Source organism: Arthrobacter sp. D3-18, assembly GCF_054408525.1.
In genome coordinates, this window is record NZ_CP096440.1 from 3,229,145 (window position 1) to 3,254,860 (window position 25,716).

Below are 25,716 nucleotides of genomic sequence, written 5' to 3' on the forward strand. Positions count from 1 at the left end.
CTTAAGCCTAGGCGATGCGGTCGATGATGAGCTGATGAGCCGGGCGCGAACCCTCGGGTGCAATCACCACGGCATTTTGGAGCGCTTCCTTGGCCCGTTCGAACTTCTCCGGGGTATCCGTCAGAAGTGTCATCAGGGGCTCTCCCGCCCGAACCAGGGCGCCGGGCTTGGCGTGCAGGCGGACACCGGCTCCGGCTTGGACCTGGTCTTCCTTGCGGGCACGGCCGGCACCCAGGCGCCAGGCGGCAACACCCACGGACAGCGCATCCAGTTCCACCAGGACGCCGTCCGCCGGAGCGTAGAGGACCTCAGATTCCTTGGCCACGGGCAGCGCCGCCCGGGGATCTCCACCTTGGGCTTCGATCATCCGGTTCCAGACGTCCATGGCGCGCCCGTCCTTCAGGGCTGCGGCGGGATCGGCATCGTGGATTCCGGCACCGGCCAGCATCTCCTCGGCCAGGCGGACGGTCAGTTCGACGACGTCTTCCGGACCCCCGCCAGCAAGGACCTCCACTGATTCCTCCACCTCAATGGCGTTACCAGCGGTCAACCCAAGTGGCGTGGACATGTCAGTGATCAGCGCGACAGTGTGTACGCCTGCATCCTTGCCCAGAGCCACCATGGTCTCTGCAAGCTCCCGGGCCCGTGCTTCGTCCTTCATGAAGGCACCGGACCCCACTTTGACGTCCAGCACCAAGGAGCCGGTTCCTTCGGCGATCTTCTTGCTCATGATCGAGGAGGCAATCAACGGAATGGCCTCCACCGTTCCCGTGACGTCACGCAAGGCATACAGCTTCTTGTCCGCAGGTGCGAGCCCTGAACCTGCAGCGCAGATGACTGCGCCTACGTCCTGGAGCTGGGCCATGATTTCGTCGTTGCTCAGGTTGGCCCGCCACCCGGGGATGGCCTCCAGCTTGTCCAGCGTCCCGCCGGTGTGGCCAAGGCCGCGGCCCGAAAGCTGCGGAACCGCGACACCGAACACCGCAACCAGCGGCGCCAGCGGCAGCGTGATCTTATCCCCCACCCCACCGGTGGAGTGCTTGTCGCTGGTAGGCTTCCGGCCGCCGTCGGGCCTTGTCAGGGACGAAAAGTCCATCCGCTCGCCTGAGGCAATCATGGCCGAGGTCCAGCGCGAAATCTCGGCGCGATCCATGCCGTTCAGCAGGATGGCCATGTTCAGTGCCGCCATCTGTTCCTCGGCGATCACGCCGCGGGTGTAGGCATCAATGGTCCAGTCGATCTGCTCGGGAGTGAGCGTGCCCTTGTCCCGCTTGATGGAAATGATCTGGACGGCGTCGAACGCTTCAGTGATGGTCACGTGGTTTCCTCCAGATGTTCGGGACCAAAGGCGTCAGGAAGTACCTGGTCCATGGATTTGATTCCCTGCGTTGTCATGAGCTGCATTCCTGGTGCCCTGAATTCGTAGAGCAACTGGCGGCAACGCCCGCACGGCATGAGGATGTTGCCTTGCCCGTCCACGCAGTAGAAAGCGGCGATTTTGCCGCCGCCTGTCATGTGGAGCTGGCCAACAAGGGCACATTCGGCGCAGAGGGTCAGCCCGTAACTGGCGTTCTCCACGTTGCATCCGCTGATGATCCGGCCGTCCTCGGTGAGGGCCGCGGCCCCCACCGGGAACTTGGAATATGGCGCGTAGGCCCGTTGCATTGCCTGCTTTGCTGCATCTTTCAAGGCCTGCCAGTCGATAACTTCCGCTGGCATCGTCAACCCTTCACGTACGGTATGCCGCTTGCGGCCGGTGGCCGGGACTTACCCACCAAACCTGCGACGGCGAAAATGGTCACCAGGTACGGCAGCATGGCCATGAACTGGCTCGGTACCGGGGTACCGATGATGCCCAGGATGGACTGCAGGTTGTAGGCGAAGCCGAACAGCAGCGAGGCCAGGAAAGCGCCGATCGGGTTCCACCGCCCAAAGATCAGGGCAGCAAGGGCGATAAAGCCCCGGCCGCCGGAGATGTCCTTGGTGAAGGAGTCGATGGTCACCAGTGTGAAGACGGCGCCCCCGATGCCCGCGATGGCACCACCCAAGGTGACGTTCCAGAAACGGGTTGCGTTGACGTTGATACCCAACGTGTCGGCAGCCTGCGGGTGTTCACCGACGGCGCGGACCCGCAAACCCCAGCGGGTCTTGAACAAACCGAACCACACCACGGCCACCGCAATATACATGAGGTAGCCCGCGATGGACTGTTCGAACAGGATGGGCCCGATGATGGGGATGTCCGAAAGGAGCGGGATCGGCAGGATGTCCAGCCGGCCTGGAGTGTTGAACTGCTCCTTGTTGGGCACCATCAACGTGCCGTACAGGAAGCCTGTGAGGCCGGAGACCAACACGTTCAAAACCACACCGACGATGAGCTGGTTGACCAGGAATTTGATGCTGAACACGGCCAGGACCATGGACACGGCAGCACCTGCCGCAGCGGCTGCAATCAGGCCGATGTACGGGCTCCCCGTCATGGTGGCCACCAGGGCGGCAGTGAATGCTCCGCCCAGGAGTTGTCCCTCGATGGCAATGTTCACAACGCCCACACGCTCACAGAGCACGCCGGAGAGCGAGCCGAAGACCAGTGGCACTGCCAGTGTTACCGAGCCGGCAACGAGGCCGGCCAGCGAGATGGAGGGCTGGCGGGCGCCTGCCACGATCCAAACAAGCAAGGCGAACACGAACACCACTGCAAACGCGATGGGCAGCCACTTGGGCGACCGCTCTCCTTGGGTCCAGAGGTAGATCGAGTAGGCAGCCATGGCCAGCAGCAGGATGCCGAGGACAATTCCGCCCACCTGCCCTGGAATCATCAGGGCAGGGACCGCAACGGCGTCGCCGGCGTCGCTGATCTTCATCTCGGCTGTCTGGTCCGGGCCAAGGAAGCCGAAGAAGACCAAGGCTATGAGCGCCAGGATGCCGAGCGAAAGCGGAACCTTCATGGAAGGCCGGAACGCTGGCAGGGCCGTTGATCCCGACTTGGGAGCGGTGGTTGTCGCACTCACTTGGCACCTCCGGTGGCGTTGGCAAGGGCAGCTTTGGGGGCCGCCTTCGGTGTCTTGTTCTTGTTCTTCTTCTTGGGCTCAAGCCGGAAGATCGAACGGATGAGGGGCGGCGCGGCGATGAAGAGCACAATCAGCGATTGCACCACCAGCACGATGTCAATGGGCGTCCCGGTCTGGATCTGCATCTGCACTGCGCCTGCCCGGAAAGCTCCGAACAGCAGTCCGGCAAAGAACGTTCCCCACGGTGTACTGCGTCCCAACAGGGCAACAGTCATCGCGTCGAAGCCGATCTGGGCAGCAACGCCGCCTGTCAGCACCTTTTCGGTACCGGCCACTTGGGCAATACCACCGAACGCGGCGAGGGCGCCGGCCATGGCCATCACCAGGATCGTGGCTCGGGAGACTTTGACGCCGGCGGTCCGCGCTGCGACGGGGTTGGCACCGACGGCACGGAACTCGAAGCCGATGGTTGATCGGTTCAGCAGCCACCACACACCGTAGGTCAGCGCGATTGCCACCAGGAAGCCCACATGGAGTCGGGATCCCGGGATCAGGACGGGATACGTTGCCGATTCATCGAGGCGCGGCGAAATGGGGCTGTTGTCCCCCGGACGCCGGAAAGCAGCAGTGTTCAGCAGGAAGTCGAGCAAGAACAAGGCCACATAGTTCAGCATGATGGTAACGATGACCTCATGCGCGCCGGTCCGGGCTTTGAGAATGCCCACAATGGCGCCCCACAGAGCACCGCCCAAGACGCCCATGATGATGACCACCAGCAGGTGCAGTCCGAACGGCAGGTGCCAGGCGAACCCTACGTAGGCAGCGAGAGTGGCGCTGATGATGATCTGCCCCTGGGCGCCGATGTTGAACAAGCCGGCGCGGAATGCCAGTGCGACACCAAGGCCGGCACAGATCAGCGGGGTTGCCACGGTCATTGTTTCGAGTAAGGGCTTGAAGCCTTCACGTGGATTGAACACAGCGCCCTGGAAGAGTGCAACGTAGCTCTCGGTCATGGCTGTCCACAACGCACTCAGGAAGTCCGTGGGGCGTGCGAACAAGTAACCTGCGGTTTTGACCACCTGGGCGTCAGTACTGGCAATCAGCAAGCCGCCGAGGAACAGCGCCACAATGACCGCCAGGACGGAGACAAAGCCGCTGCCCATCACGATCCGGCGCATGAGGCTGCCTTGCTTGTGTCCCGGGTCCCCGCTTTGGGAGGAAACAGGCACTATGGATGGTTCCAGTGTCCCTCCGGCGGTGTCCAAGGCAACGTCTGCCGCCCGCACTTCGGAGGTGGATTCCTCGGGTGTTTGGTCCTTGCCTGACTCGTCTCTAGTTGTCATCGGAGCCTCCTTCAGGGCCGACGCCGGCCATCATCAAGCCAAGGGTGTCGCGGGGTGTTCCAGCAGGGACAATGCCCACGAGCTTGCCTTTGTAAAGCACGGCAATCCGGTCGGCGAGCTCAATGACCTCGTCAAGTTCAGTGGAAACGATCATGACCGGCGTTCCGACGTCGCGTTCGGCAACGATGCGCTTGTGCAGGAACTCGATGGAACCGACATCCACGCCGCGTGTGGGCTGACTCGCGATAAACAGCCGCAAGGGCCGGGACAGTTCCCTGGCCATGACCACTTTCTGCTGGTTGCCGCCGGACAACGTTCCGGCAGCCGATGCCGCGGAAGGAGTCCGGATATCGAATTCCTCGATCTTGGCCTTCGCGTGCTCCACAACCTTGGCAGGTTTCATGCTGATGCCACTGGCAAAGGGTGCTTGGTCGTAAAGGTCCAGGACCAGGTTCTCTGCCACGGAGAACGGCCCAACCAACCCGTCTACCGTCCGGTCCTCCGGAACAAACCCGACGCCGGAGCGCAGGACGTCCTTGACCGGAAGGCCCAGCAGTTGCTTGCCATCAAGGGTCACGGAACCGGTTACATGCTCTTGGACACCGAGGATGGCTTCGGTCAGTTCCGTTTGGCCATTGCCTTGGACACCGGCGACGGCGAGGATCTCACCTTGGGCGATGTCGAAGCTGATTCCGTCCACCACATTGGTACCGTTGGCCGCACGGACCGTCAGGTTTTCCACCACAAACGTGGTTTCCTTGGGCTGCGCGGGAGCTTTGTTCAGGCTCAGGCTTACCGGGCGTCCCACCATCATGGAGGCCAGTTCCGTGGCTGACGCAGTGGGAGGCGCATCGCCCACCACCTTGCCGCGGCGGATGACGGTAATGACGTCCGAGACAGCCTTCACTTCGCGCAGCTTGTGCGAGATGAAGACGATGGACGTTCCGCCGGATCTGAGCTGCCTCATGATGTCCAGGAGTTCATCGGTTTCCTGAGGCGTCAACACGGCCGTGGGCTCGTCCAAAATGAGGACTCTTGCCTCACGCACCAGCGCCTTGATGATCTCAACCCGCTGCTGGACGCCCACGGGGAGGTCCTCCACCAGGGCGTCGGGATCGACGTCGAAGCCGTATTGATCGGAAATCTCCCGGATTTTCTTCCGGGTTTCGTCGATGCTCAGCACACCGCCAAACGTGGTCGGTTCCGCGCCGAGGGCAACGTTTTCCGCCACTGTAAAGACGGGGACCAGCATGAAGTGCTGGTGCACCATGCCGATGCCGGCCGCCATGGCGTCACCGGGTCCGCGGAAATTGACCGGTTGGTCATCCACCAGGATCTGGCCGGCTGTGGGCTCGTATAACCCGTACAGCACGTTCATCAGGGTTGATTTGCCGGCTCCATTTTCGCCAAGGAGGCAATGGATCTGGCCGGATTCGACCACGAGGTCTATGTCTTGGTTGGCGTAGAAGGTCCCGAAGGCTTTCGAGATCCCCTTCAATTCGAGTTTCACAACTCCCACCGTTCTGTGAGTCCGAGGGACGGCTGTACTGCTCCAAAGCCACTGGCTTTGAGGCCCAGCGTAGTCAGGGCAAAAACGCGCCGCCAGTACCGGGGCTCGGTACTGGCGGCGCGTCCAGGAATTGTTTTACTTCTTGGGGCTCGCTGCCGATTCAACAACCAGCTTGCCGGAGACGATGTCAGCCTTCAGGGCATCGAGCTCGGACTTGGTTTCAGCGGTGACAGCGGAGTCCAGATCGTGGAACGGAGCGATGGCAACGCCATCGTTCGCCAGCGTGCCGACGTAGGCTTCGTTGTTGAACTTGCCTTCCGTGTCGTCCTTCACCACGGCTTCAACAGCTTCGCCCATCTGCTTGACCACGGAGGTCAGCATCAGGTCCTTGTACTCGGGCGCGGTGAGGTAGCCATCGGAGTCAACCCAGATGAGCTTGACGTCCTTGCCGGCTGCCTTGGCTTCCTTCAGCGCAGCGCCGGCACCCTTACCAACCGGTCCGGCTACGGGCATGATGATGTCCGCGCCCTGGTCCAGCAGGTTGATGGTGACCTGCTTGCCCGTGTCCTGCTTCTCGAAGTCGCCCGTGAACGAACCGTCCTGGGTGTTCTTGTCCCAGCCAACAACCTGGACGGTCTTGCCCTTGGCCTTGTTGTAGGCCTGTACGCCATCGTAGAAGCCGTCCATGAAGATGGTGACCGTGGGGATCTTGATGCCGCCGAAGGTGCCCACCTTGCCGGTCTTGGATGTTGCGGCAGCTGCGTAGCCTGCCAGGTATGCCGCCTGTGCCGTGTCATAGACAATCGGCTTGACGTTGGCGATCGGAGTCTCGTACGTGTAGTCGACGATCGCGAAGTGCCTGTCGGCGTTCTTTTCCGCGGCGGCCTTAGTGGCATCGCCCAAGAGGAAGCCAACGGTGACAGTGAGGTTACAGCCGGCGGAGATCATGCCGTTGAGGTTGGTTTCGAAGTCGCTGTTGGCCTTGGATTCGGCCGACTTTACCGTGATGCCCAAATCAGACTCCGCCTTCTTGAGGCCTTCGAACGAAGACTGGTTGAAGGACTGGTCATCGAATCCGCCGGAGTCCGACACGATGCAGCCAGTAAAGTCACTCTTGGTCGCCGCGCCGGATCCGGCGTCGGGAGCTTGGCCGCAGCTGGTCAGCAGGAGCGCTGCCGCACCGAGGGTGGCAACACCGGCCATTGAACCGCGCTTCAGGGTGGCACGCAGTGGTTTCTTCAATTTTCCTCCAGGAAGAAAGTGATTGGCGCTACGACGGATGGTCAATGAGTGTCCGTTTCCTATACCTGAGGCAGAAATTCTGTTTTCACTGATGCTCGCAGCTGCGCCGAAGCGCATTGATGAAACCAACACTAGTGGCCTGCAACACACCCAGCTACCACAAATGATCACTCCAGGTCAGATTGTTGACCTTTTGTTACCAAGCAGTAGCCGGGTGTGCAAGTCACACGCGATTCGCCTGTGGGCTAGAGGCGAACCAGCATCTTTCCAGTGTTCGCGCCGTCCAACAGATCAATGAATGCCTGCGGTGCGTTCTCCAGTCCATCCACGATTGTTTCGTCGTAACTGACGGACCCATCGGCCAGCCATCCGGCCATCTTCTGCGCGAATTCGGCGGCATGCTGTCGCTGCCCGCCCACCAGGAATCCGCGCAGGGTGAGCTGCTTCCCGATAGCAACCGCCAGGTTCCGCGGGGCCACCGAGGGCTCCGTGGAGTTGTACTGGGCAATAGCGCCGCACATCGCTACGCGCCCGCCAACCGTAAGCGTCGCCAGGGCTGCTTCGAGGTGCTCACCTCCGACGTTATCGAAGTAGACGTCAATGCCGCGCTCCCCCGCTGCTTCCTTCAGTTGATCCAGCACAGGAGCATCGTTGTAGTTGAAGGCAGCATCGAAGCCCAGCTCCACCAAACGGGCAACCTTCTCCGGCGATCCGGCGCTGCCGATGACCTTGGACGCGCCCATGGCCTTGGCGATCTGACCAACCATGGAGCCGACCGCACCTGCCGCTCCGGACACGAAAACCACGTCGCCCTCTTTGAACTCGGCAACTTTCAGCAAACCGGCGTAGGCAGTCAGGCCGGTCATTCCCAAGGCACCAAGAAACGCTGATGTTGGTGCAAGGCCACTGGGGACCGGCGTAGTCGCCGCGGCGTCCACCACCGAGTGCTCCCGCCAGCCAAGTTGATGCACGACGACGTCACCCACCTTGTGCGCGTCCGAACGGGACGCGATCACCTCACCTACCGCACCGCCGTCGAGCGCTGCATCCAAACGGAACGGCGCCGAGTACGACTTGACGTCATTCATGCGGCCGCGCATGTAGGGATCAACGGACATGAACTGGTTCTTCACCAGGAGCTGGCCCTCGGCGAGCTCTGGGAGCGGCGCCGCTGCCAGCCGGAAGTTCTCCGGAGCCGGACGGCCAACCGGACGGGAGGCAAGCTGGATTTCGCGGGTTTCGGTTGCCAGGACGCTCATGCTGCGAACTCCACGAGCTTGAGGTCTACGGCCATGTTGCCGCGCGTTGCGTTGGAGTAGGGGCAGATCTTGTGCGCCTTGGCCATCAGTTGCTCCGCAGTGCCGCGGTCCAGGGCGGGCAGCGCGATTTCGAGTTCGGCGGCCAGTCCATATCCTTCGCTGTCCGTCAGCGCGCCGAAGTGAATCTTGGCGGCAACGGCCGAGTCGCTGAGGTCAACGCGTTCCTTGCGGCCCACCAGGCGCAGGGCCGAGTGGAAGCACGCTGCGTAGCCTGCTGCGAACAGCTGCTCCGGGTTGGTTCCTTCGCCGTTGCCTCCGAGCTCCACGGGGCTGGCGAGGGCGACGTCCAGTTTGCCGTCGTTGGTGCGGGCATTGCCGTCGCGGCCTTCGCCGGATGCCAATGCCTCGGCGGTGTAAAGAGTCTTCATGGTGTTTCCGTTCTCTTTGGGAATGGATGTCCCGGGATTTTCCGGAGGTTTGTCAGAGTGAGCTGTCCTCAGAGTGAGCCGTTGAGTGCTGCCGTGAGCTTGCCGAGCGTTGCGTGGAGCTGCTCGATCTCTTCGGGCGATAGGCCGGCGGCGTCAGCGAGACGCTTGGGCACAGCCTGGGCCCGGGCACTCAAGGCGGTGCCGGCGTCGGTGAGGAGGACATCCACCCGGCGCTCATCCTCGGCCGAGCGGTGGCGTTCCACCAGCCCCATGGCCTCCAGGCGCTTGAGCAGGGGCGACAAAGTGCCGGAGTCGAGGCCCAGTTCCGCACCGAGTTCGCGCACACTGCGCGGTTCCTGCTCCCAGAGGACCAACATCACCAGGTACTGCGGGTATGTCAGGCCGAGGTCCTCCAGCACGGGGCGGTAGACCGCCGTCGCCGCCTTGGATGCCGAGTACAGCGCAAAGCAGACCTGATGGCGGAGGCGGGGTGCATCACTCATGGATAAAACGATAGTGCACAATTCAATTGTGCACAACCTATCTACGCCGCGTGCACCCAACTGAGTCGCAGTTCACGTCGTTTTGAGGGCTCAGAACGACCTGAACTGCGACTCAGTTGGGTTTACGGTTCGAGGTCGCGGATGGTGCGGAGGGCGGCTGCCGTCAGGACGCGGATGGCATAGCCGAGAGCGCGCTCGTCAACGATGAAGTCACCGCGGTGGAGGTCATATTCTTCGCCACCAGGGGTGTGCGTGCCCAGGCGCATCATGGCCCCTGGAAGGTCGGCCAGGAACCAGGCGAAGTCCTCGCCACCCATGGACTGCGGAGTGAGGACCACCGCGTTCTCACCCAGCTCGGCGCGGGCAGAGGCTTCAATGAGGGCCGTTTCATGCTCGGAGTTCACTACAGGCGGTACGCCACGGGTGTGTTCAAGATGAACGTCTACGCCGTAGGGCGCGGCAACCTGCCTCACGACGTCGTCCAGCAACTCCCCCGCGCTATGCCAGGCATCGCGATCGAGGCAACGCATGGTGCCGGCCATGTAGCCGGAGCCCGGGATGGCATTCGGTGCGGAGCCAGCCGAAATCTGGCCCCATACGACCGACACGCCGCTGCGGACGTCCACCCGGCGGGAAAGGACAGCCGGGACGTTGACCGCTATTTGCGCCAGTGCGAAGACCAGGTCCTCGGTCAGGTGCGGCCGCGATGTGTGTCCGCCACGGCCGGAGAGCTCAATTTTGATAGTGTCCGAGGCGGACGTAATGGCACCTATGCGGGTGCCGATCTGGCCCACGTTGATCCGGGGATCGCAGTGCAGCGCAAGAATACGCGGTACGCCTTCAAGCACTCCCTGCTCAATGCAGGACAGCGCGCCACCCGGCATGGTTTCCTCGGCGGGTTGGAAGATGATCCGGACCGTGCCGCCCAGCGGATTGTTCTTGTGCATCCGCTGCAGCGTCAAGGCAATGCCGAGCATGGCAGTGGTGTGGACGTCGTGGCCGCAGGCGTGGGTAACGCCATGGTTCTTCGACGCGAACGGCAGGCCGGTTTCCTCAATGATCGGCAGTGCGTCGATGTCCCCTCGAAGGGCTGTGGCAATGGGGCCCTCACCCACGTCCACCGTCAGTCCGGTCTCCTCCAGGCGCCGCGGCTTCAGTCCGGCTGCTTCAAGGCGCTCCACCAGTTTGTCGGTGGTGCGGAATTCCTTGAAGGACAGTTCGGGGTGCGCGTGGAGGTCACGCCGGAAGTCGATGAGCCCGGGAAGCAGTTCATCGACCCAAGGACTCACAACGGGAGCGGGCTCGGTTTCAGTCGTGTAATTGCGCACGTCACAACTCTAGCCATGAGCGGCACCCGAAGAACGAAAGCCACCTCTTGGTTACGCTGCGTTCAGACGCAGGACAACCAAAGAGGTGGCTCACGGTATAAGCAGTTGCTTTACAGCACGTCCGTGTCGCCACTGGCTTTCAGGGCATCAACAGTGCCCTTGACCAGTTGCGCATGCTCCTTGGTGGTAACAAGGAGCGCGTCCGGCGTGTCCACAATGACCACGTCCTTGATGCCGATCAACGCAATGACGCGCTTGGTATCGGAAACCACCACGCCGCTGGCATTCTCCGCGAAGACGCGCGCGCCTTCACCAAGCACCGTCACTTCATCAACATCGCCGGCGTTGTTGAGGCGGCCGATCGCGGCGAAGTCGCCAACATCGTCCCAACGGAAAGTACCAGGCACGACGGCGACGTCTCCGGCTTCCGCTGCGGGCTCCGCCACGGCGTAATCGATGGCAATTTTCGGCAGCGTGGGCCACACGCGCGACGTCACTTCCGAGCGCTCCGGCGTGTCCCAAGCCTCGGCGATTTCCTGAAGGCCCTTGAACAACTCCGGCTGGTTGGCCTCAAGGTGCTTGAGCATGAGCGCCACGGGAGCAACGAACATGCCAGCATTCCAGACGTAGTCTCCCGCTTCGACGTATTTGTTGGCCACTTCCTGGCTGGGCTTCTCCACGAACTCAGCAACAGCAAGTGCGTTCGGGGCACCCTCAACATTCAGCGCTGCACCGGAGCGGATGTATCCGAATCCGACAGATGGATGAGTGGGCTTGATGCCGATGGTGACGATCTTCCCTGTGGCCGCAGTGTAAATGGCCTCGCGCACAGTCTCCTGGAAAAGATTGTCCGGGCTGATGACATGGTCCGCCGCAAACGAACCCATGATGGTGTCAGGATCGCGGCGGTAAAGGATGGCTGCTGCGAGCCCGATGGCGGCACCGGAGTCCTTGGGCTCACTTTCCAGCACCAACTCGTCATCCCCCACTTCGGGGAGTTGGCGGCATACGGCTGCGCGGTGCGCTTCGCCGGTAACAACAAGGACCCGTTCACCGGCCAGCGGTTCCAGGCGGTCATAGGTAGCCCTCAACAACGTGCTGCCCGAACCGGTCAGATCGTGGAGGAACTTGGGCGCAGCGGCACGCGAGAGTGGCCATAGCCGGGTCCCCACACCGCCCGCCGGAATAACCGCATGGAAGCGGTTCAATGGCGATTCCGGGTATTTCGCGTCTTCTGTACTCACCGCAACACTTTATCCTGTGCCGGGCGGCAAGCCCCCGCAGCGGGACACACGTGTGGCGTTCGTCTCAGGCACTGCCGAAAATCGCCTGAATATCGGCAGGAAACATGGAATTAACAAGCAGAGAAGCCCGTCCTAAATTGAATATGCTGTTAGCGAAGCCTAGATTTAGGCGTGAGCTACGAGTGCTCTCGCAGCAGGCGTTCCCCCCGCGTGGATCCCATGCCAGCGCCGCTGTGTTGCAGGAAGGTTTAATCAGTGCCGACAAAACCAGCTGGCACCTTGTACCGCGGCCGTGAAGGCATGTGGTCCTGGGTTGGACACCGCATTACAGGTGTAGTGATCTTTTTCTTCTTGTTGGTCCATGTGCTGGACACCTCATTGGTGCGCGTGTCCCCTGAGGCCTACACCGCCGTCATTGGCGCATACAAGAACCCCCTCATGGCCCTGGGTGAAACGGGCCTGGTCGCCGCGATCATTTTCCACGCCTTCAACGGCCTGCGTGTGATCGCCATTGACTTCTGGAAGAAGGGCGCGAAGTACCAGCGCCAGTTGCTGTGGGTCGTGCTTGCGCTGTGGCTTGTCACGTTCGCAGGCTTCGCCATCCGCCACCTTTCCCTCGCGCTGGGAGGCCACTAAGCCATGACAACCATCGAATCCCCACGCAGCGGAAAAATCGGCTCCGGGAAGATCGCTCCGAAGTACAACCGCACCGGCTCCAGCCGCGGCAACTTCGAGATGATCGCCTGGCTGTTCATGCGTCTCTCCGGCATCGTCCTGGTGGTGCTGATCTTCGGCCACCTGTTCGTGAACCTGCTGGTGGGCGAGGGCATCCACGCAATCGACTTCGGCTTCGTTGCCGGCAAGTGGGCCGATCCGTTCTGGCAGTTCTGGGACCTTGCCATGCTGTGGCTTGCCATGCTGCACGGCACCAACGGCGTCCGCACCATCATCAACGACTACGCCGAGAAGGATTCCACGCGCTTCTGGCTCAAGATGGTCCTCTACGCGGCCACCCTGGTCATCATCATCCTCGGCACGCTGGTGATCTTCACCTTCAACCCGTGCCCCGTCGTCGACGGCGTTCAGTTGCCTGGCGGTTTCTGCCCGGCCCCGTAGCGGCGCCTTCCGGTCACTCCCTGGAGTGCACCGGTTCGCCTGACGTAGCGGAGCAGCCTCCGCCGACCATCTGAATTTTTGAAAGAGAGAGCATCTGGTATGCAGGTCCATAAGTACGACGTCGTCATTGTCGGTGCAGGTGGCGCCGGCATGCGCGCCGCGATCGAATCCGGTCAGCGAGCACGCACCGCGGTACTGACCAAGCTCTACCCCACCCGCTCGCACACCGGTGCAGCCCAGGGTGGAATGTGCGCAGCACTGGCCAACGTCGAAGAAGACAACTGGGAATGGCACACCTTTGACACCATCAAGGGTGGCGACTACCTGGTTGACCAGGACGCAGCCGAGGTCATGGCGAAGGAAGCCATCGACGCCGTGCTGGACCTGGAAAAGATGGGTCTGCCGTTCAACCGCACGCCCGAGGGCCGGATTGACCAGCGCCGCTTCGGTGGCCACACCCGTGACCACGGCAAAGCACCCGTCCGCCGTGCTTGTTATGCAGCCGACCGTACGGGTCACATGATCCTTCAGACGCTTTACCAAAACTGCGTCAAGCACAACGTTGAGTTCTACAACGAGTACTACGTCCTTGACCTGCTGATCGTCGAAGAAGACGCAGTACGCGAAGACGGAACCCCGTACAAGCAGAAGCGGGTTGCCGGCGTGGTCTCCTACGACCTCGCTTCCGGTGAACTGCACGTCTTCCAAGCCAAGTCCGTGGTGTTCGCTTCCGGTGGCGCCGGCAAGGTCTTCAAGACCACCTCCAACGCACACACCCTCACCGGTGATGGCATGGGCATCGCGTTCCGTCGCGGCATCCCCCTGGAAGACATGGAGTTCTTCCAGTTCCACCCGACCGGCCTGGCAGGCCTGGGCATCCTCCTTACCGAGGGTGCACGTGGTGAAGGTGCCATCCTGCGTAACTCGGAGGGTGAGCGCTTCATGGAGCGTTACGCCCCCACCATCAAGGACCTCGCACCCCGTGACATCGTGGCACGCGCAATGGCCAACGAAGTACGCGAAGGCCGTGGCTGTGGTCCGAACAAGGACTACGTCCTCCTGGACCTGACCCACCTTGAGCCTGCGCACATTGAGGCCAAGCTTCCGGACATCACCGAGTTCGCCCGCACCTACCTTGGTGTGGAACCGTTCACCGATCCCGTTCCCGTGTTCCCCACGGCGCACTACGCTATGGGCGGCATCCCCACCAACATCACCACCGAAGTGCTGCAGGACAACGACACAATCGTGCCGGGCCTCTACGCAGCCGGTGAAGTTGCCTGTGTCTCCGTGCACGGCTCAAACCGTCTTGGCACCAACTCGCTGCTGGACATCAACGTGTTCGGTAAGCGCGCGGGCATCGCCGCTGCGGAGTACTCGAAGACCGCTGACTACGTGGAGCTTCCCGAGGACCCCGAGGCAATGACCCGGGGCATCCTGGACGGCCTGCTCACCGGCAACGGCACCGAGCGTGTTGCGCAGATCCGCAAGGAACTGCAGGACACCATGGACGCCAACATGCAGGTGTTCCGTACCAAGGAATCCCTGGAACAGGTCCTCCGCGATATCGCTTCCTTCGAGGAGCGGTACAAGCATGTCACCGTTCAGGACAAGGGCAAGCGCTTTAACCTGGATCTCCTCGAAGCAGTGGAACTGGGCTTCCTGCTGGACATGGCCAAGGTCATGACCGTAGGTGCGCTGCACCGTGAAGAGTCGCGCGGTGGCCACTACCGCGAGGACTTCCCGGACCGCAATGACGAAAAGTTCATGAAGCACTCCATGGCTTACCTGGACACTTCCGTCACCGTCGACTCCTCGGCGGAATCTGTTGCGGGCATCCGTCTTGAGACGAAGCCCGTCATCTTCACCCGTTACGAGCCGATGGAGCGTAAGTACTAATGACGACCGAAATGGCAGAGCCCGCTTCCAAGATCGAGCTCCCGGCAAGCGTTGCAGGCGACGGTGAAATCCCCACCTTCCACATCACGCTGCGTGTGCGCCGCTACGATCCCGAAATCTCGGACGAAGCACGCTGGGATGACTACAAACTGACCATGTACGGCACCGACCGCGTGTTGGATGCCCTCCACAAGGTCAAGTGGGAGATTGACGGCAGCGTTTCCTTCCGCCGCTCCTGCGCCCACGGTGTGTGCGGCTCGGACGCAATGCGCATCAACGGCCGCAACCGCCTCGCTTGCAAGACGCTGCTGAAGGACCTGGACACCACCAAGCCCATCACCGTCGAGCCGATCAAGGGCCTCCCCGTGGAGAAGGACCTGATCGTGGACATGGAACCGTTCTTCCAGTCCTTCCGCGAAGTCATGCCGTTCCTGATCAACAAGGGCCACGAGCCTACCAAGGAACGCCTGCAGTCCGTCGAGGACCGTGAGCGCTTTGACGACACCACCAAGTGCATCCTGTGCGCGGCCTGCACGTCGTCCTGCCCCGTCTTCTGGACCGATGGTCAGTACTTCGGTCCGGCTGCGATCGTCAACGCCCACCGCTTCATCTTCGATTCCCGTGATGACGCCGGCGACATGCGCCTTGAGATCCTGAACGACAAAGAAGGCGTGTGGCGCTGCCGCACCACCTTCAACTGCTCCGAAGCATGCCCCCGTGGCATCCAGGTGACCCAGGCAATCGCCGAGGTCAAGCAGGCGATCCTGGCCCGCAAGATCTAGTTACGCCGGTCCCCTAAGGAACCAAACGACGACGGCGCCGCTCACCACTGATGGTGGGTGGCGCCGTCGTCGTTAATCAAGTGCCGTAACCGGTCACCCCGCAACCTTCACCTCAACGCAAGGAGATCAGCGTGCCACGCTCTGAGAAGATCAGTTTCACGGGAAGCACCGGCGACACCCTGGCTGGCATCGTGGACGTGCCCGAGGGTCCCGTCCGGGGTTGGGGCCTGTACTCGCACGGCCTGACACTCGGCAAGGACAGCCCGGCCGCGTCCCGGATCTGCAAAGGACTCGCGGAGCAGGGTGTGGGGATGCTGCGCTTCGACAACCTGGGCTTGGGCAGCTCCGCAGGTGAATGGTCTGCGGGGTCGTTCAGCGTCAAGGTAGCCGACACCATCCTGGCCGCGAACTTCATGCGGGAGCAAGGCCGGGGAATCTCACTCCTGGTGGGTCATTCGTTTGGAGGCGCAGCGGTGCTGGCCGCGGCCCGCGACATTCCAGGGCTCAACGCCGTGGTGACGGTTGGCGCACCTTACGAGCCCAAACATGTTGAGCACATGTTCGACGCCGAGATCGAGTCCATTCTGCGCGATGGCAGTGCGGTGGTGGACCTTGGCGGACGGCCTATGGAGATTCGCCGCCATTTTGTGGAGGACGTGGAACGCGCAGATCTGCGCGACTGCATCCGCACCCTCCACAAGCCGCTCATGGTGATGCACTCCCCCACCGATAACACCGTGGGGATCGACAACGCCAGCGAAATCTTCCGGACTGCCCGACACCCCCGGAGTTTTATCTCCCTGGAGGGCAGCGAGCATCTCCTCACCGGGAAGGGCCAGGCAGCACGTGTTGCGCGGATCATCAGCGCTTGGGCGGACCCTTACCTCGAGGTCCGCGACGCTAGCTGATGACCCTACCGGCCCAACTGGGTAGCAGATAATGCCGTTATGGGCTCTCATAACGGCATTATCTGCGACCTACATGGGTGCTTACTTGCCTATGGCCGCCTTGCTCTCACTGAGCCATTGCTCGGCAGCCTTCTCCGGGGTCAGCCTCTTGAACAGGACCTCGGTGTTGATGCGGGCAGTGATCTCGGAGACGGCGGTTGAACCGGTGGGGCCGATGAACGTTGGGGCGAAGTCCATTTTGCCGATCTGGTCGATGTAAGCGGCTTCCACCTTTCCTTGGGGTGTCAGCAGGTCTTGGATGGCCGTGCGCATGCCGGAGTTGCTGGGCACGCCACGGTCGCTCTGGATGATCTTGGCTGCGGCCTCATTGTTCACCAGGAAGCTGACCAACTTGGCTGCAGCGTCCGTGTGTTTGCTGCGGGCGGAGATGGTGTAGAACTGCGAGGACTGGAGCCAGATGCCGGGTGTGGGAGTCTCGCCGGGCAGCTTCAGCAGCTTCAGTTCAGCTCCTGATGCTTTGCTGAGGGCGCCCAAGGAGTTGGTCCACGTGAGCATCATTCCGGCCTGCCCCATACCCATGAGTGTCTGCTCGGTGCTGACGTTGAGTTTCTCCACGGTTTCGGAGGCGCTCGGGGCTGCGCCGGATTCACTGAGTTTGACGGAGAAATCGAAGTAGTCCTGAACGGTTTCCTTGCCCAGTCCTAGCTGGCCGTCCTGCGTGTAGAGGGATTCCCCGCGTTGCCGGGCAAAGGCATCCAGCGAGTCGTGTGTGAGGACCGTGGCTGTCCCGTAGCTTCCCTTAGGACTCTTGGCAGTGATGTCCGCGGCTGTCTTTGCGAAGTCATCCCAGGACCACTTGCTGTCATCCGGAAGGGGCACCCCGGCAGCTTGGAAGACGGCGGGGTTCACTACGATGGCCAAAGCGTTGGCGCCAGTCGAGACACCGTACTGCTTGCCCTGCACCTGCCCGTTTTCCAAGGCTCCCTGGTCCATTTTGGAGAGGTCGAGGGAGTCTTCAACTTTGGAAAGGTCCAACAGTGCGCCTCGGTTGGCGTACTCGGCCGGGTAGGCCCCACCCATGGTGATCACATCAGGGGCATCATTTGCAGCGACTTGGGTAGCCAGTTTGTCGAAGTAGCCCCCGATGTCTCCGTACTCCGGCTTCACCTTGATGTTGGGGTTGGCGGCCTCGAACTCCTTGATGGCCTTGTTGGTCAATTCGGCACGGGTGGCGTTACCCCACCACGAAAACCGGATCTCTACAGGGCCGTCTTCGGCCTGGTTGGACGTCGGGCTGGAACACGCTGTGGTAAGGCCAAGCAGGCCTACCGCCGTGAAGAACGCTATTGACTTGCGGATACTTCGGAGAGATTTACGCGCCATTGGGTAAGCTTCTTTCAGACTCAAGAAAACGGTTCCTGAAACGTATCAAGGCGGTGTATATTCGTCAATAGTTTCCACCGTGAACTATTTCTGCGACGAAGGAGAATGCTTTGACCTACCACTTGGACCAGATCCAGATCCGGGATCCCTTCGTCGTCACGCTGCAGGAATCCGGGCAATATCTGCTCTTCGGAAGCACCGACAAGAACATCTGGTCTGGGCCAGCCACGGGTTTCGACTGCTATCGGAGCAATGACCTTATGACGTGGGAAGGTCCCATCGAGGCCTTTCGGCCGCCGCACGGGTTTTGGAGCCGGGAACAGTATTGGGCACCTGAGGTGCACGAGTACCAAGGCCGTTACTTCATGTTTGCCACCTTTACCGCTCCGGGACGTTCCCGGGGAACGCAGGTACTTTCTGCCGCGAAGCCGGAAGGTCCCTATGAACCATGGAGCAATGGCCCCGTCACTCCCCGCGATTGGGAGTGCCTGGACGGCACGCTTCACGTTGACCACGAAGGTGCACCATGGATGGTCTTCTGCCACGAGTGGAAACAGGTCCAGGACGGCACCATCATGGCCCAGCGCCTCAGCCCGGATTTGCGGCACGCCGCAGGCGAGCCAATCTTCCTGTTCAGCGCGTCCCAAGCACCGTGGACCCGCGCTCTGGATGTCCCGTCAGCCCGGGACAAGGAGCTCCCCGTGTATGTCACTGACGGGCCGTTCCTCTTCAGGCTTGGTAGCGGAAAGCTCATCATGCTGTGGTCCAGCTTTGGTGACCAGGGCTATTCCATGGGCATCGCCAAGAGCGAGTCCGGCACAGTGCTGGGGCCCTGGAGTCAGGAGACTGAGCCGCTGTGGGGCACGGATGGCGGGCATGGCATGATCGGCCGGGCTTTGGACGGCAGCCTGTTCCTCACACTTCACCAGCCCAACAACAGCCCTGAAGAACGCGCCGCGTTCTTCCCGCTCCGCGAGCTTGAGGACACCGTGGTCCTGGAGTCGGCCGATCCCGGCCCCGCTGGCAGCGCCGGTATCAATCGCAAGGCCCTGGTCCAGCGGCACAACGTCCGGCAGCAGCATCTGGACCCGCGAAGCCCGGTCTCGGTGGGCAACGGAGAATTCGCCTTCACCATGGACCTCACCGGGCTTCAGTCGCTCCCCAACCACTACCCCGTGGGAGCACGTGATGATTTGCCGCCGGGAACGCTTCTCGGGACGCAGGCGCAGTGGGGCTGGCATTCCGTTCCTTCGCCCCAGCCCTACGACCTGGCCGGCTCAACCGTCCTCTACGATTCACCCCGAGGCCCGGTCCCCTACGTGGACATGGTGGGAGACATCGTGAACGACCGCGAAACCGACACTTCCTTGGCCGAAACGTGGCTCCGGGCGAACGTGCACCGGCTGGATTTGGGGCGAGTCGGCTTCCGTTGGCTGGAAGACGGCGCGGAACGTCCCCTCATGCCAGCCGACATCGCTGACACCGAACAAACGCTCAACCTTTGGACCGGCATAGTGACCAGCCGCTTCACAGTGGCGGGTCATCCCGTCACCGTGACGACGGCGTGCCACCCCGACCGCGACGAGCTCGGCATTCGTGTGGAGTCGCCTGCGCTTGCCGCCGGCTTAGTTGTGGGCGTGGACTTTCCTTACGGCTCCGAGGCATGGCATGACGCCGCGGACTGGAAGCACCCGGAGTCCCACACCACATCCCTCGAAGGCCCGGACCTCCCCGCACATGGGCATAACGGTGCCGCAGCATGGACAGCCCAACGCGAGCTGGACGATTCCCGCTACCGGGTGGTCATCACAGGTCAAGAGCTGACAGTAGAACAGACCGCCCAGCACCGGCTCCGAGTCTCGTCCGCCTCAGCGGTCACCACCATGGACGTCTCCATTGCTTTCCTGTCCGCCGGGGACGGTGACTGCATCCCCCGAGGCAACAACAGGCTTGCCGGACCCACATCGGGAGTAAGCCAGGACGCCCAGGCCGGTTCCGGCGTCGGACATTCACCTGCGCGCACCGTCGAGGACGCTTCGGCAGCGTACTGGCCTGCATTCTGGTCTTCAGGAGGCGCGATCGAGCTTGATGCCACGGATGATCCCAGGGCCAGGGAATTGGAACGGAGGATCGTGTTGTCGCAGTACCTGACGGCGATCAATTGCGCGGGTTCGTTGCCGCCGCAGGAGACCGGGCTGGTCTGCAATTCTTGGCGCGGCCGCTTCCACCTGGAGATGCACTGGTGGCATGCCGCGCACTTTGCGCAGTGGAATCGCGGAGAACTGCTCCTGCCGTCATTGCGGTGGTACTCCACGGTGCTGGAGACCTCACGGCAGACGGCGAAAGCACAAGGATTCGACGGCGTGCGCTGGCCGAAGCAGGTAGGACCGGACGGGCGGGAAAGCCCGAGCCCCATCGGAACCTTCCTGATCTGGCAGCAGCCCCACCCCATCCACCTGGCGGAGCTGATGTACCGCGCCAATCCGAGCCGGGAAGTGTTGGAGGAATTTGCGGAGATAGTCTTCGAATCTGCCGCGTTCATGGCCAGCTTCGCGCATCCCACGTCGCGCGGGTTTGAGCTGGGCCCTCCCCTGATTCCGGCGCAGGAAAGCTACGGCTCCATCCGGGCCAAGGTCACTAATCCCACGTTCGAACTGGCGTACTGGCAGTGGGGCCTGCGGACTGCTTCTGCGTGGCGGGAGCGGCTGGGTCTGGAGCCAGTCCAGACATGGTGGGACGTGGCGGATGGCATGGTGCCACCACGTGTGATTGACGGCGCGTACGCTGCGATCGACGTCGAACCGTTCACCATACGCACGGACCACCCATCCATGCTGTGCGCCTTGGGAGTCCTGCCCCAGACGGATCTCATTGATCCGGCCATCATGCGAGCAACCCTTTCAGACGTCCTGGCCGACTGGGACTGGGGCAGCACCTGGGGTTGGGACTACCCGGTGATGGCCATGACGGCCGCACGACTCGAGGACCCTGAGGCCGCAGTTGATGCGCTCCTCCTCAGCGCGGGTAAAAATACCGTCCTCCCCAACGGGCACAACCGCCAAACCGACTCACTACCGCTTTATCTGCCCGGCAATGGCGGACTTCTTGCCGCTGTCGCGCTGATGGCCGCCGGCTGGGACAACGGACCGGACCGGCACGCTCCCGGATTCCCGACCGACTGGACCGTTGCATGGGAGGGGCTGGTCAAGGCGCCCTAGTATCGCCGTACGGATATTGTCGCAACGGGACCTCGCCGCAACGGATACTGTCGCAACGGGACCTTGCCGCAAAGGGGCCTCGCCTGCTAACCCCGGCGGGGTCCCACCGCGGCTCCGACCAAGGCGCCGAGCCCAACGCCAATGAGGATACCCAGAAAGGGCGAGTTGAAGATCAGCTGGCCAACCACGAGTCCCGCTGCAGCCCCGAGCAGGCAGGCGATCCACAGTTGGTTGTTCACGACGGCCTCCGGATAGAACTGTCAGGTGCGGGGCGCCACGCGACGCGAACCCAGGACTTTCTTGCGGGGGGACTCCCCCGAGGCCGTGTCAGCCTCGCGGATAGCAGACCATGACGCCGAGACGAGATACACCTGGCTCACCAGATTGAACCAGATCAGCAGGCCGATAATGATGGCAAAGGACGCCAGGACCGGATTGTTGCCGGACCGGGCCAGAAGTTCGGTGCTGAAGAATTGCAGGACCGTGGTCCCAAAGCCCGCCAGCACAACGCCTTCCAGGAATGCGCGGCGTCCCAGTTTCAGGCCACCTGCAATGCGGAACAGCACTGCCGCCGTCGCGCAGTTCAGCAGAAGAGGGATCACGATCTTGACGGTGGCCGCTATGGGCTCGGCAACGCCCTCGTCAAACTTGAGCAAAGCGATCAGCCAGTCCGCTGCCGTTCCAAAGACCAGTGAGACACCTGCGCTGATGACAAGGATGACGCCGAGGAGCAGCAGGGTGCCGGCGTCGATAAGCTTCTGAAGGATCGGGTTGCGGACCAAAGGGTCGGCGTTCATTACCCCCCGAAGGCCTTCCCTGATACTGGCGATCCAGCCAAGGGAAACAAAGACCGTAACAACGGCTGCAATGACGGCCGTCCATCCTAGGCCCGACGGGTTCAGCAAGGATTGTGGATCCACCAGCCCTTCGCCGCCATCCACTTGAAGGAGGCCAGGGGCAGCCGCGGCCACACTGTCGACCACGGCGTCCTGCAGCGCGGGGTTACCGCCCAGAACAATTCCCGCGATGGCGAAGCCGGTTGTGAGCAGACCAGTCACGGAGAAGAACATGTTGAAACCGATGCCGGCACTCAACAGCGGCCCGTGCTGCCGGGTGTAGTGCTGGAAGGAACGCATAGCACGGTTGGTATTCAGCCTGGCGAGAAAGAGTGCAAAGAATGCACCCAACTTTTTCGGCAAGCCCTCGCCGGCGCGCTTCGCATGGCCCCAATCCTGCCGCTTGCGGAGAAGCTGGAGTTTAAGTTTCGCCAGCTCAGTTGGCAGCGGAGGAACGTCCGCCTCTGTGGCTTGGATCCGCTTGCTGTGCTTCGTCAGTATCGCCGCCAAAGTCGAGCTCTTCCCGTAGCTGCCAAATTCCATTGGTGTCGTGCTCGTAAAGTCCCATGCTAACCACAGGGAAGGTGGCCCGGTAATCCCTGAGGACCGTTTCGGCTTCGTCGAGGTTTTCCTGGGCGACATCGTGGGCCACGGTGACGTGCGGATGGTATGGGAAAGGCAGCATCCGTTCCAGCGGGCCGGTTTGAAGTTTCTCGTGCAATTTCACGCACTCTTCAAAGCCCTCCTCCACATTGACGAACACCACCGGCGAGACAGGGCGGAAAGAACCCGTGCCGGAAATAGTGATGTCGAATGGTTCCTGGGTCCGTGCAACTTCCCTGACATGCTCCCGGGTAGCGGCCCAGTCCTGGGTGGGTGTGGTGGTGATCAGGGTGATGTGCGCCGGAATGACCTCAGCCATCGGGTCGCCGAAGGAGGCCCGCCATTCCTGGAGTTCACGGGCGATCTCCGGCGGGAAACCGAGGATGACGCCCACGCACATAGTCTCATCCTCGCCGCAATCAGTGCCGGAAACAGCTGGCTGGCGGGAATCGTCCGGACCGGCACCCTGTCGGGTGCCGGTCTTGACGTTGAGCTGGCCAGCGGAGCACATGGAGTTAGCGGACTCCCTGGATTCCGTGGGAGGCATCGCCGCGGTATGGCAGGAAACCAACCTTGGAGTAGACGTCCGCGAGGGTTGCGGCCGCAATTTCACGTGCCTTGTCCGCGCCGAGGGCCAGCAGCCGGTCGAGTTCTGCGGGGTCGGCCAGGAGTTCGTTGGCTCGTTCCCGGATGGGTGCCAGGTGGCCGGAGACAAGTTCGGCCAAGTCAACCTTCAAGTGGCCGTACATCTTCCCCTGATAATCAGCCACGATCTTGTCCACCGGCGTCCCGCTGATGGCCGAGTAGATGGTCAGCAGGTTGGATACGCCCGGCTTGTTCTCGCGGTCATACCGGATCTCGGTTTCGGTATCCGTAACAGCTGACTTAATCCGCTTTGCCACAGTCTTTGGGTCATCCAAGAGATTGATCAAGCCGGCTGGGGACTCCGCCGACTTGGACATCTTCGCGGTGGGGTTCTGGAGATCGTAAATCTTGGCCGATTCCTTCTGAATGAAGGCCTCAGGCACTTGGAACGTCTCGCCGAAGCGGCTGTTGAAGCGGTTGGCGAGGTCTCGGCTCAGTTCCACGTGCTGGCGCTGGTCTTCACCCACCGGCACACCGTGCGGCTGGTAAAGCAAGATGTCAGCGGCCTGCAGGATGGGGTAAGTGAACAGGCCAACGCTGGCGTGGTCCGAACCCTGCTTCTGCGCCTTGTCTTTGAACTGGGTCATGCGGGCGGCTTCGCCCATGCCCGTGATGCAGTTCAGGACCCACGCCAACTGGGCGTGCTCGGGAACCTGGGACTGGACGAAGAGGGTGCACTTGTTCACGTCCACTCCGCCGGCGATGTACTGCGCTGCCGTAACCCGGGTGCGCCGGGCGAGTTCCGCCGGATCCTGCGGCACGGTGATGGCGTGCAGGTCAGGAATGAAATAGACGGCATCGTACTCATCCTGCATCCGGACCCAGTTGACCAAGGCGCCCAGGTAGTTGCCAAGGTGCAGGGAATCGGCGGAGGGCTGCATGCCGGACAGGACCCGGTGCTTGGCGCCAACGGCAAGCTTGGTGGACGTCACGGGCTTCGGTTCGGTCGCAGCGTCAGCCGATGCGCCGGTTTCAGTCGTGGTGGAACTAGTCATGGAGCAATACCTTAGGAAGTTTAGAGCCGGTAGTCGACTACCAGCGGTGCGTGGTCAGAGAAGCGGGTGTCCCACGAAGGCGCCCGGTCGACCACAGCCGAGAAAGCGGCTGCTGCAAGGTCCGGAGTGGCCAAGTGGTAGTCGATGCGCCAGCCTGTGTCTGTGTCAAAGGCCTTACCGCGCTGGGACCACCAGGTGTAGGGGCCGGCGACATTACCTGCCAGGCCCCTGTGGACATCCCTCCATCCGATTTCTTCGCCGAGGAAGCGGTCAAAGTATGCCCGCTCCGCCGGGAGGAAGCCGGCACGCTTGACGTTGCCCTTCCAGTTCTTGATGTCCAGTTCGGTGTGTCCGACGTTGAGGTCGCCAACCACCAAAGCATGGTCGCTGTGTTTCGCGAGCTCAGGCAGGCGGACGGTCATGGCATCCAGGAAACGGAACTTGTCATCCTGCTTGGGGGTTCCCACTTCTCCGGAGTGCACATAGGCACTGACAACGGTGAGTGTGGTGGGGTCGCCCGCTGTGTTTCTGACGGTGTAGTCCGCTTCGACCCAGCGCCCGGACGTATCGAAGTAGTCGTCGCCAACACCAACTCGGGTGGTGGTGGGCTCCTCGCGGGACGCGATGGCAACACCGGCGCGGCCCTTGGCCTCGGCCTCGGTGTGGAGGATGTGCCAACCTTCGCCAATCAGCTTCCTGACGATGTCGTCAGGGGCGCGCACTTCCTGCAGGCAGAGAATGTCTACCTCGCGTGGCTCCAGCCATTCCGCCATGCCGTTCTTGTAGGCAGCCCGCAGGCCATTGACGTTAACTGATGCGATGCGAAGGAAGTCCTTCTTCAATGCCGTACTCACCCGGTCCACTCTAGTCGATGATGGTGCCGGCCACGGGCTCGTCCGAGCCACCCGAAGACTTGATCATGTCCCGCGCATTCGTTGCCGTAATAGCAATGGTTTCCAGCGCCCGGTTGATGGTGTCCTGGTTGGCCGTTGCGCCCTTGGCTCGCTCCTCGTCGACCACGCGGACCTGCACCTGCACAATCTTGAAAGAGTGGTCCAGCTTGAGGTCGCGGACTTCATCGACTTTGCTGCGCTCGGCAACTACGCGCGTGCCACCGTTGTCAGCAGCGGACGACGACGGCGCACGGCCGGCTGCGGCGTTGAAGGCATTTTGCGCTTCGGTCAGCTTGGCGCCGGCCCGCTGCGCGGCTTTGCGGATGCTCAGCACCACGAACGTTGCAAGGGCAAGCCACCCGAAAGCAACCACGGCAACAACCCAGCCCACAACATCGTTCTGGTTGGCCGCAAAGATGACGGCTACCAGGAAAGCGATGATGACGACTGTCATCCCCAGGCCGCCGATGCGGAAGCCCTTGAACAGGCCTTTACCGGCGGGGGACGTGGACGGGTGCGGGTCACCGAGAGATTGCATGAACCCATTCTCTCAAATGCGGAAAGGTGCCC

Annotated in this window: 24 protein-coding genes and 1 pseudogene; 7 read left to right on the top strand and 18 right to left on the bottom strand. The window is 62.0% G+C overall.

Features of this window, described 5'->3' with window-relative positions; translation table 11 throughout:
* Window positions 1-7 precede the first annotated feature (7 nt).
* The 11 genes from M1D89_RS16935 to M1D89_RS16985 form a co-directional block, all read right to left on the bottom strand.
* Window positions 8-1,318, bottom strand: coding sequence for a thymidine phosphorylase (locus tag M1D89_RS16935; protein WP_498645252.1), 1,311 nt, complete (start codon window positions 1,316-1,318; stop codon window positions 8-10).
* Window positions 1,315-1,719: a cytidine deaminase gene (locus M1D89_RS16940; RefSeq protein ID WP_498645254.1), complete on the bottom strand. Its 405-nt coding sequence runs from the start codon at window positions 1,717-1,719 to the stop codon at window positions 1,315-1,317. Before M1D89_RS16940 ends, M1D89_RS16935 begins: the two co-directional genes overlap by 4 nt.
* Window positions 1,720-1,721: 2 nt before the next feature.
* Complete coding sequence (locus M1D89_RS16945) at window positions 1,722-3,011, bottom strand: ABC transporter permease (protein WP_091466067.1); 1,290 nt, start codon at window positions 3,009-3,011, stop codon at window positions 1,722-1,724.
* Window positions 3,008-4,354 (bottom strand): ABC transporter permease, encoded by a 1,347-nt coding sequence (locus tag M1D89_RS16950; RefSeq protein WP_498645256.1) that lies wholly within the window; start codon window positions 4,352-4,354, stop codon window positions 3,008-3,010. Before M1D89_RS16950 ends, M1D89_RS16945 begins: the two co-directional genes overlap by 4 nt.
* On the bottom strand, window positions 4,344-5,864 hold the full coding sequence (locus tag M1D89_RS16955; protein WP_498645258.1) for an ABC transporter ATP-binding protein: 1,521 nt from the start codon (window positions 5,862-5,864) through the stop codon (window positions 4,344-4,346). Before M1D89_RS16955 ends, M1D89_RS16950 begins: the two co-directional genes overlap by 11 nt.
* 135 nt (window positions 5,865-5,999) lie before the next feature.
* The gene (locus tag M1D89_RS16960; protein ID WP_498645260.1) at window positions 6,000-7,106 is read right to left on the bottom strand and encodes a BMP family lipoprotein; all 1,107 of its coding nucleotides are present in this window, start codon (window positions 7,104-7,106) and stop codon (window positions 6,000-6,002) included.
* Window positions 7,107-7,351: 245 nt separating this feature from the next.
* The gene (locus tag M1D89_RS16965; RefSeq protein ID WP_498645261.1) at window positions 7,352-8,365 is read right to left on the bottom strand and encodes an NADP-dependent oxidoreductase; all 1,014 of its coding nucleotides are present in this window, start codon (window positions 8,363-8,365) and stop codon (window positions 7,352-7,354) included.
* Window positions 8,362-8,793 carry an organic hydroperoxide resistance protein gene (locus M1D89_RS16970; RefSeq protein ID WP_017197839.1) on the bottom strand — a complete coding sequence of 144 codons (432 nt, stop codon included), beginning with the start codon at window positions 8,791-8,793 and terminating at the stop codon, window positions 8,362-8,364. Before M1D89_RS16970 ends, M1D89_RS16965 begins: the two co-directional genes overlap by 4 nt.
* A 68-nt stretch (window positions 8,794-8,861) precedes the next feature.
* On the bottom strand, window positions 8,862-9,296 hold the full coding sequence (locus M1D89_RS16975) for a MarR family winged helix-turn-helix transcriptional regulator (protein ID WP_498645264.1): 435 nt from the start codon (window positions 9,294-9,296) through the stop codon (window positions 8,862-8,864).
* 122 nt (window positions 9,297-9,418) lie between these two features.
* Window positions 9,419-10,624, bottom strand: a complete 1,206-nt coding sequence (locus M1D89_RS16980) for an amidohydrolase (protein WP_017197837.1) — start codon at window positions 10,622-10,624, stop codon at window positions 9,419-9,421.
* Window positions 10,625-10,734: 110 nt separating this feature from the next.
* Window positions 10,735-11,868 (bottom strand): mannose-1-phosphate guanylyltransferase, encoded by a 1,134-nt coding sequence (locus M1D89_RS16985; protein WP_017197836.1) that lies wholly within the window; start codon window positions 11,866-11,868, stop codon window positions 10,735-10,737.
* A gap of 255 nt (window positions 11,869-12,123) precedes the next feature.
* Between M1D89_RS16985 and sdhC the strand changes: the two genes are divergently transcribed.
* The 5 genes from sdhC (at window position 12,124) to M1D89_RS17010 (ending at window position 16,573) form a co-directional block, all read left to right on the top strand.
* Complete coding sequence (sdhC, locus tag M1D89_RS16990) at window positions 12,124-12,504, top strand: succinate dehydrogenase, cytochrome b556 subunit (RefSeq protein WP_011773978.1); 381 nt, start codon at window positions 12,124-12,126, stop codon at window positions 12,502-12,504.
* A 3-nt stretch (window positions 12,505-12,507) separates the two neighbouring features.
* On the top strand, window positions 12,508-12,984 hold the full coding sequence (locus M1D89_RS16995; protein ID WP_026542860.1) for a succinate dehydrogenase hydrophobic membrane anchor subunit: 477 nt from the start codon (window positions 12,508-12,510) through the stop codon (window positions 12,982-12,984).
* 99 nt (window positions 12,985-13,083) lie between these two features.
* On the top strand, window positions 13,084-14,883 hold the full coding sequence (sdhA, locus tag M1D89_RS17000; protein WP_089594136.1) for a succinate dehydrogenase flavoprotein subunit: 1,800 nt from the start codon (window positions 13,084-13,086) through the stop codon (window positions 14,881-14,883).
* Window positions 14,883-15,665 (top strand): succinate dehydrogenase iron-sulfur subunit, encoded by a 783-nt coding sequence (locus M1D89_RS17005; RefSeq protein WP_011773975.1) that lies wholly within the window; start codon window positions 14,883-14,885, stop codon window positions 15,663-15,665. Before sdhA ends, M1D89_RS17005 begins: the two co-directional genes overlap by 1 nt.
* Before the next feature lie 131 nt (window positions 15,666-15,796).
* Window positions 15,797-16,573 (top strand): alpha/beta hydrolase family protein, encoded by a 777-nt coding sequence (locus tag M1D89_RS17010; protein ID WP_498645267.1) that lies wholly within the window; start codon window positions 15,797-15,799, stop codon window positions 16,571-16,573.
* Window positions 16,574-16,654: 81 nt separating this feature from the next.
* Here M1D89_RS17010 and M1D89_RS17015 read toward each other — a convergent pair whose 3' ends face one another.
* The gene (locus M1D89_RS17015) at window positions 16,655-17,956 is read right to left on the bottom strand and encodes an ABC transporter substrate-binding protein (protein WP_498645269.1); all 1,302 of its coding nucleotides are present in this window, start codon (window positions 17,954-17,956) and stop codon (window positions 16,655-16,657) included.
* A 122-nt stretch (window positions 17,957-18,078) separates the two neighbouring features.
* On the opposite strand from M1D89_RS17015, the pseudogene M1D89_RS17020 reads away from it, so the two are divergent.
* Both M1D89_RS17020 and M1D89_RS17025 read left to right on the top strand, forming a co-directional pair.
* Window positions 18,079-18,882 (top strand): annotated as a pseudogene (locus M1D89_RS17020) (glycoside hydrolase family 43 protein); the annotation flags it as partial.
* A 108-nt stretch (window positions 18,883-18,990) separates the two neighbouring features.
* Entirely contained in the window at window positions 18,991-21,174 is a 2,184-nt protein-coding gene (locus tag M1D89_RS17025; protein ID WP_498650977.1) for a hypothetical protein, read from the top strand.
* A gap of 86 nt (window positions 21,175-21,260) precedes the next feature.
* Here the strand turns inward: M1D89_RS17025 and M1D89_RS17030 are convergent, their stop codons facing one another.
* From M1D89_RS17030 to M1D89_RS17055, 6 genes are all read right to left on the bottom strand, one after another.
* Window positions 21,261-21,413, bottom strand: coding sequence for a hypothetical protein (locus M1D89_RS17030; protein WP_017197830.1), 153 nt, complete (start codon window positions 21,411-21,413; stop codon window positions 21,261-21,263).
* A gap of 21 nt (window positions 21,414-21,434) precedes the next feature.
* On the bottom strand, window positions 21,435-22,361 hold the full coding sequence (locus M1D89_RS17035) for a YihY/virulence factor BrkB family protein (RefSeq protein WP_498650978.1): 927 nt from the start codon (window positions 22,359-22,361) through the stop codon (window positions 21,435-21,437).
* A gap of 85 nt (window positions 22,362-22,446) precedes the next feature.
* Complete coding sequence (locus M1D89_RS17040; protein ID WP_498650979.1) at window positions 22,447-23,124, bottom strand: 2'-5' RNA ligase family protein; 678 nt, start codon at window positions 23,122-23,124, stop codon at window positions 22,447-22,449.
* Window positions 23,125-23,128: 4 nt separating this feature from the next.
* Window positions 23,129-24,253, bottom strand: a complete 1,125-nt coding sequence (gene trpS / locus M1D89_RS17045) for a tryptophan--tRNA ligase (RefSeq protein ID WP_498645271.1) — start codon at window positions 24,251-24,253, stop codon at window positions 23,129-23,131.
* A gap of 20 nt (window positions 24,254-24,273) precedes the next feature.
* On the bottom strand, window positions 24,274-25,107 hold the full coding sequence (locus M1D89_RS17050; protein ID WP_498645272.1) for an exodeoxyribonuclease III: 834 nt from the start codon (window positions 25,105-25,107) through the stop codon (window positions 24,274-24,276).
* A 10-nt stretch (window positions 25,108-25,117) separates the two neighbouring features.
* Window positions 25,118-25,684, bottom strand: a complete 567-nt coding sequence (locus tag M1D89_RS17055; protein WP_498645274.1) for a hypothetical protein — start codon at window positions 25,682-25,684, stop codon at window positions 25,118-25,120.
* Between the last annotated feature and the right edge of the window lie 32 nt (window positions 25,685-25,716).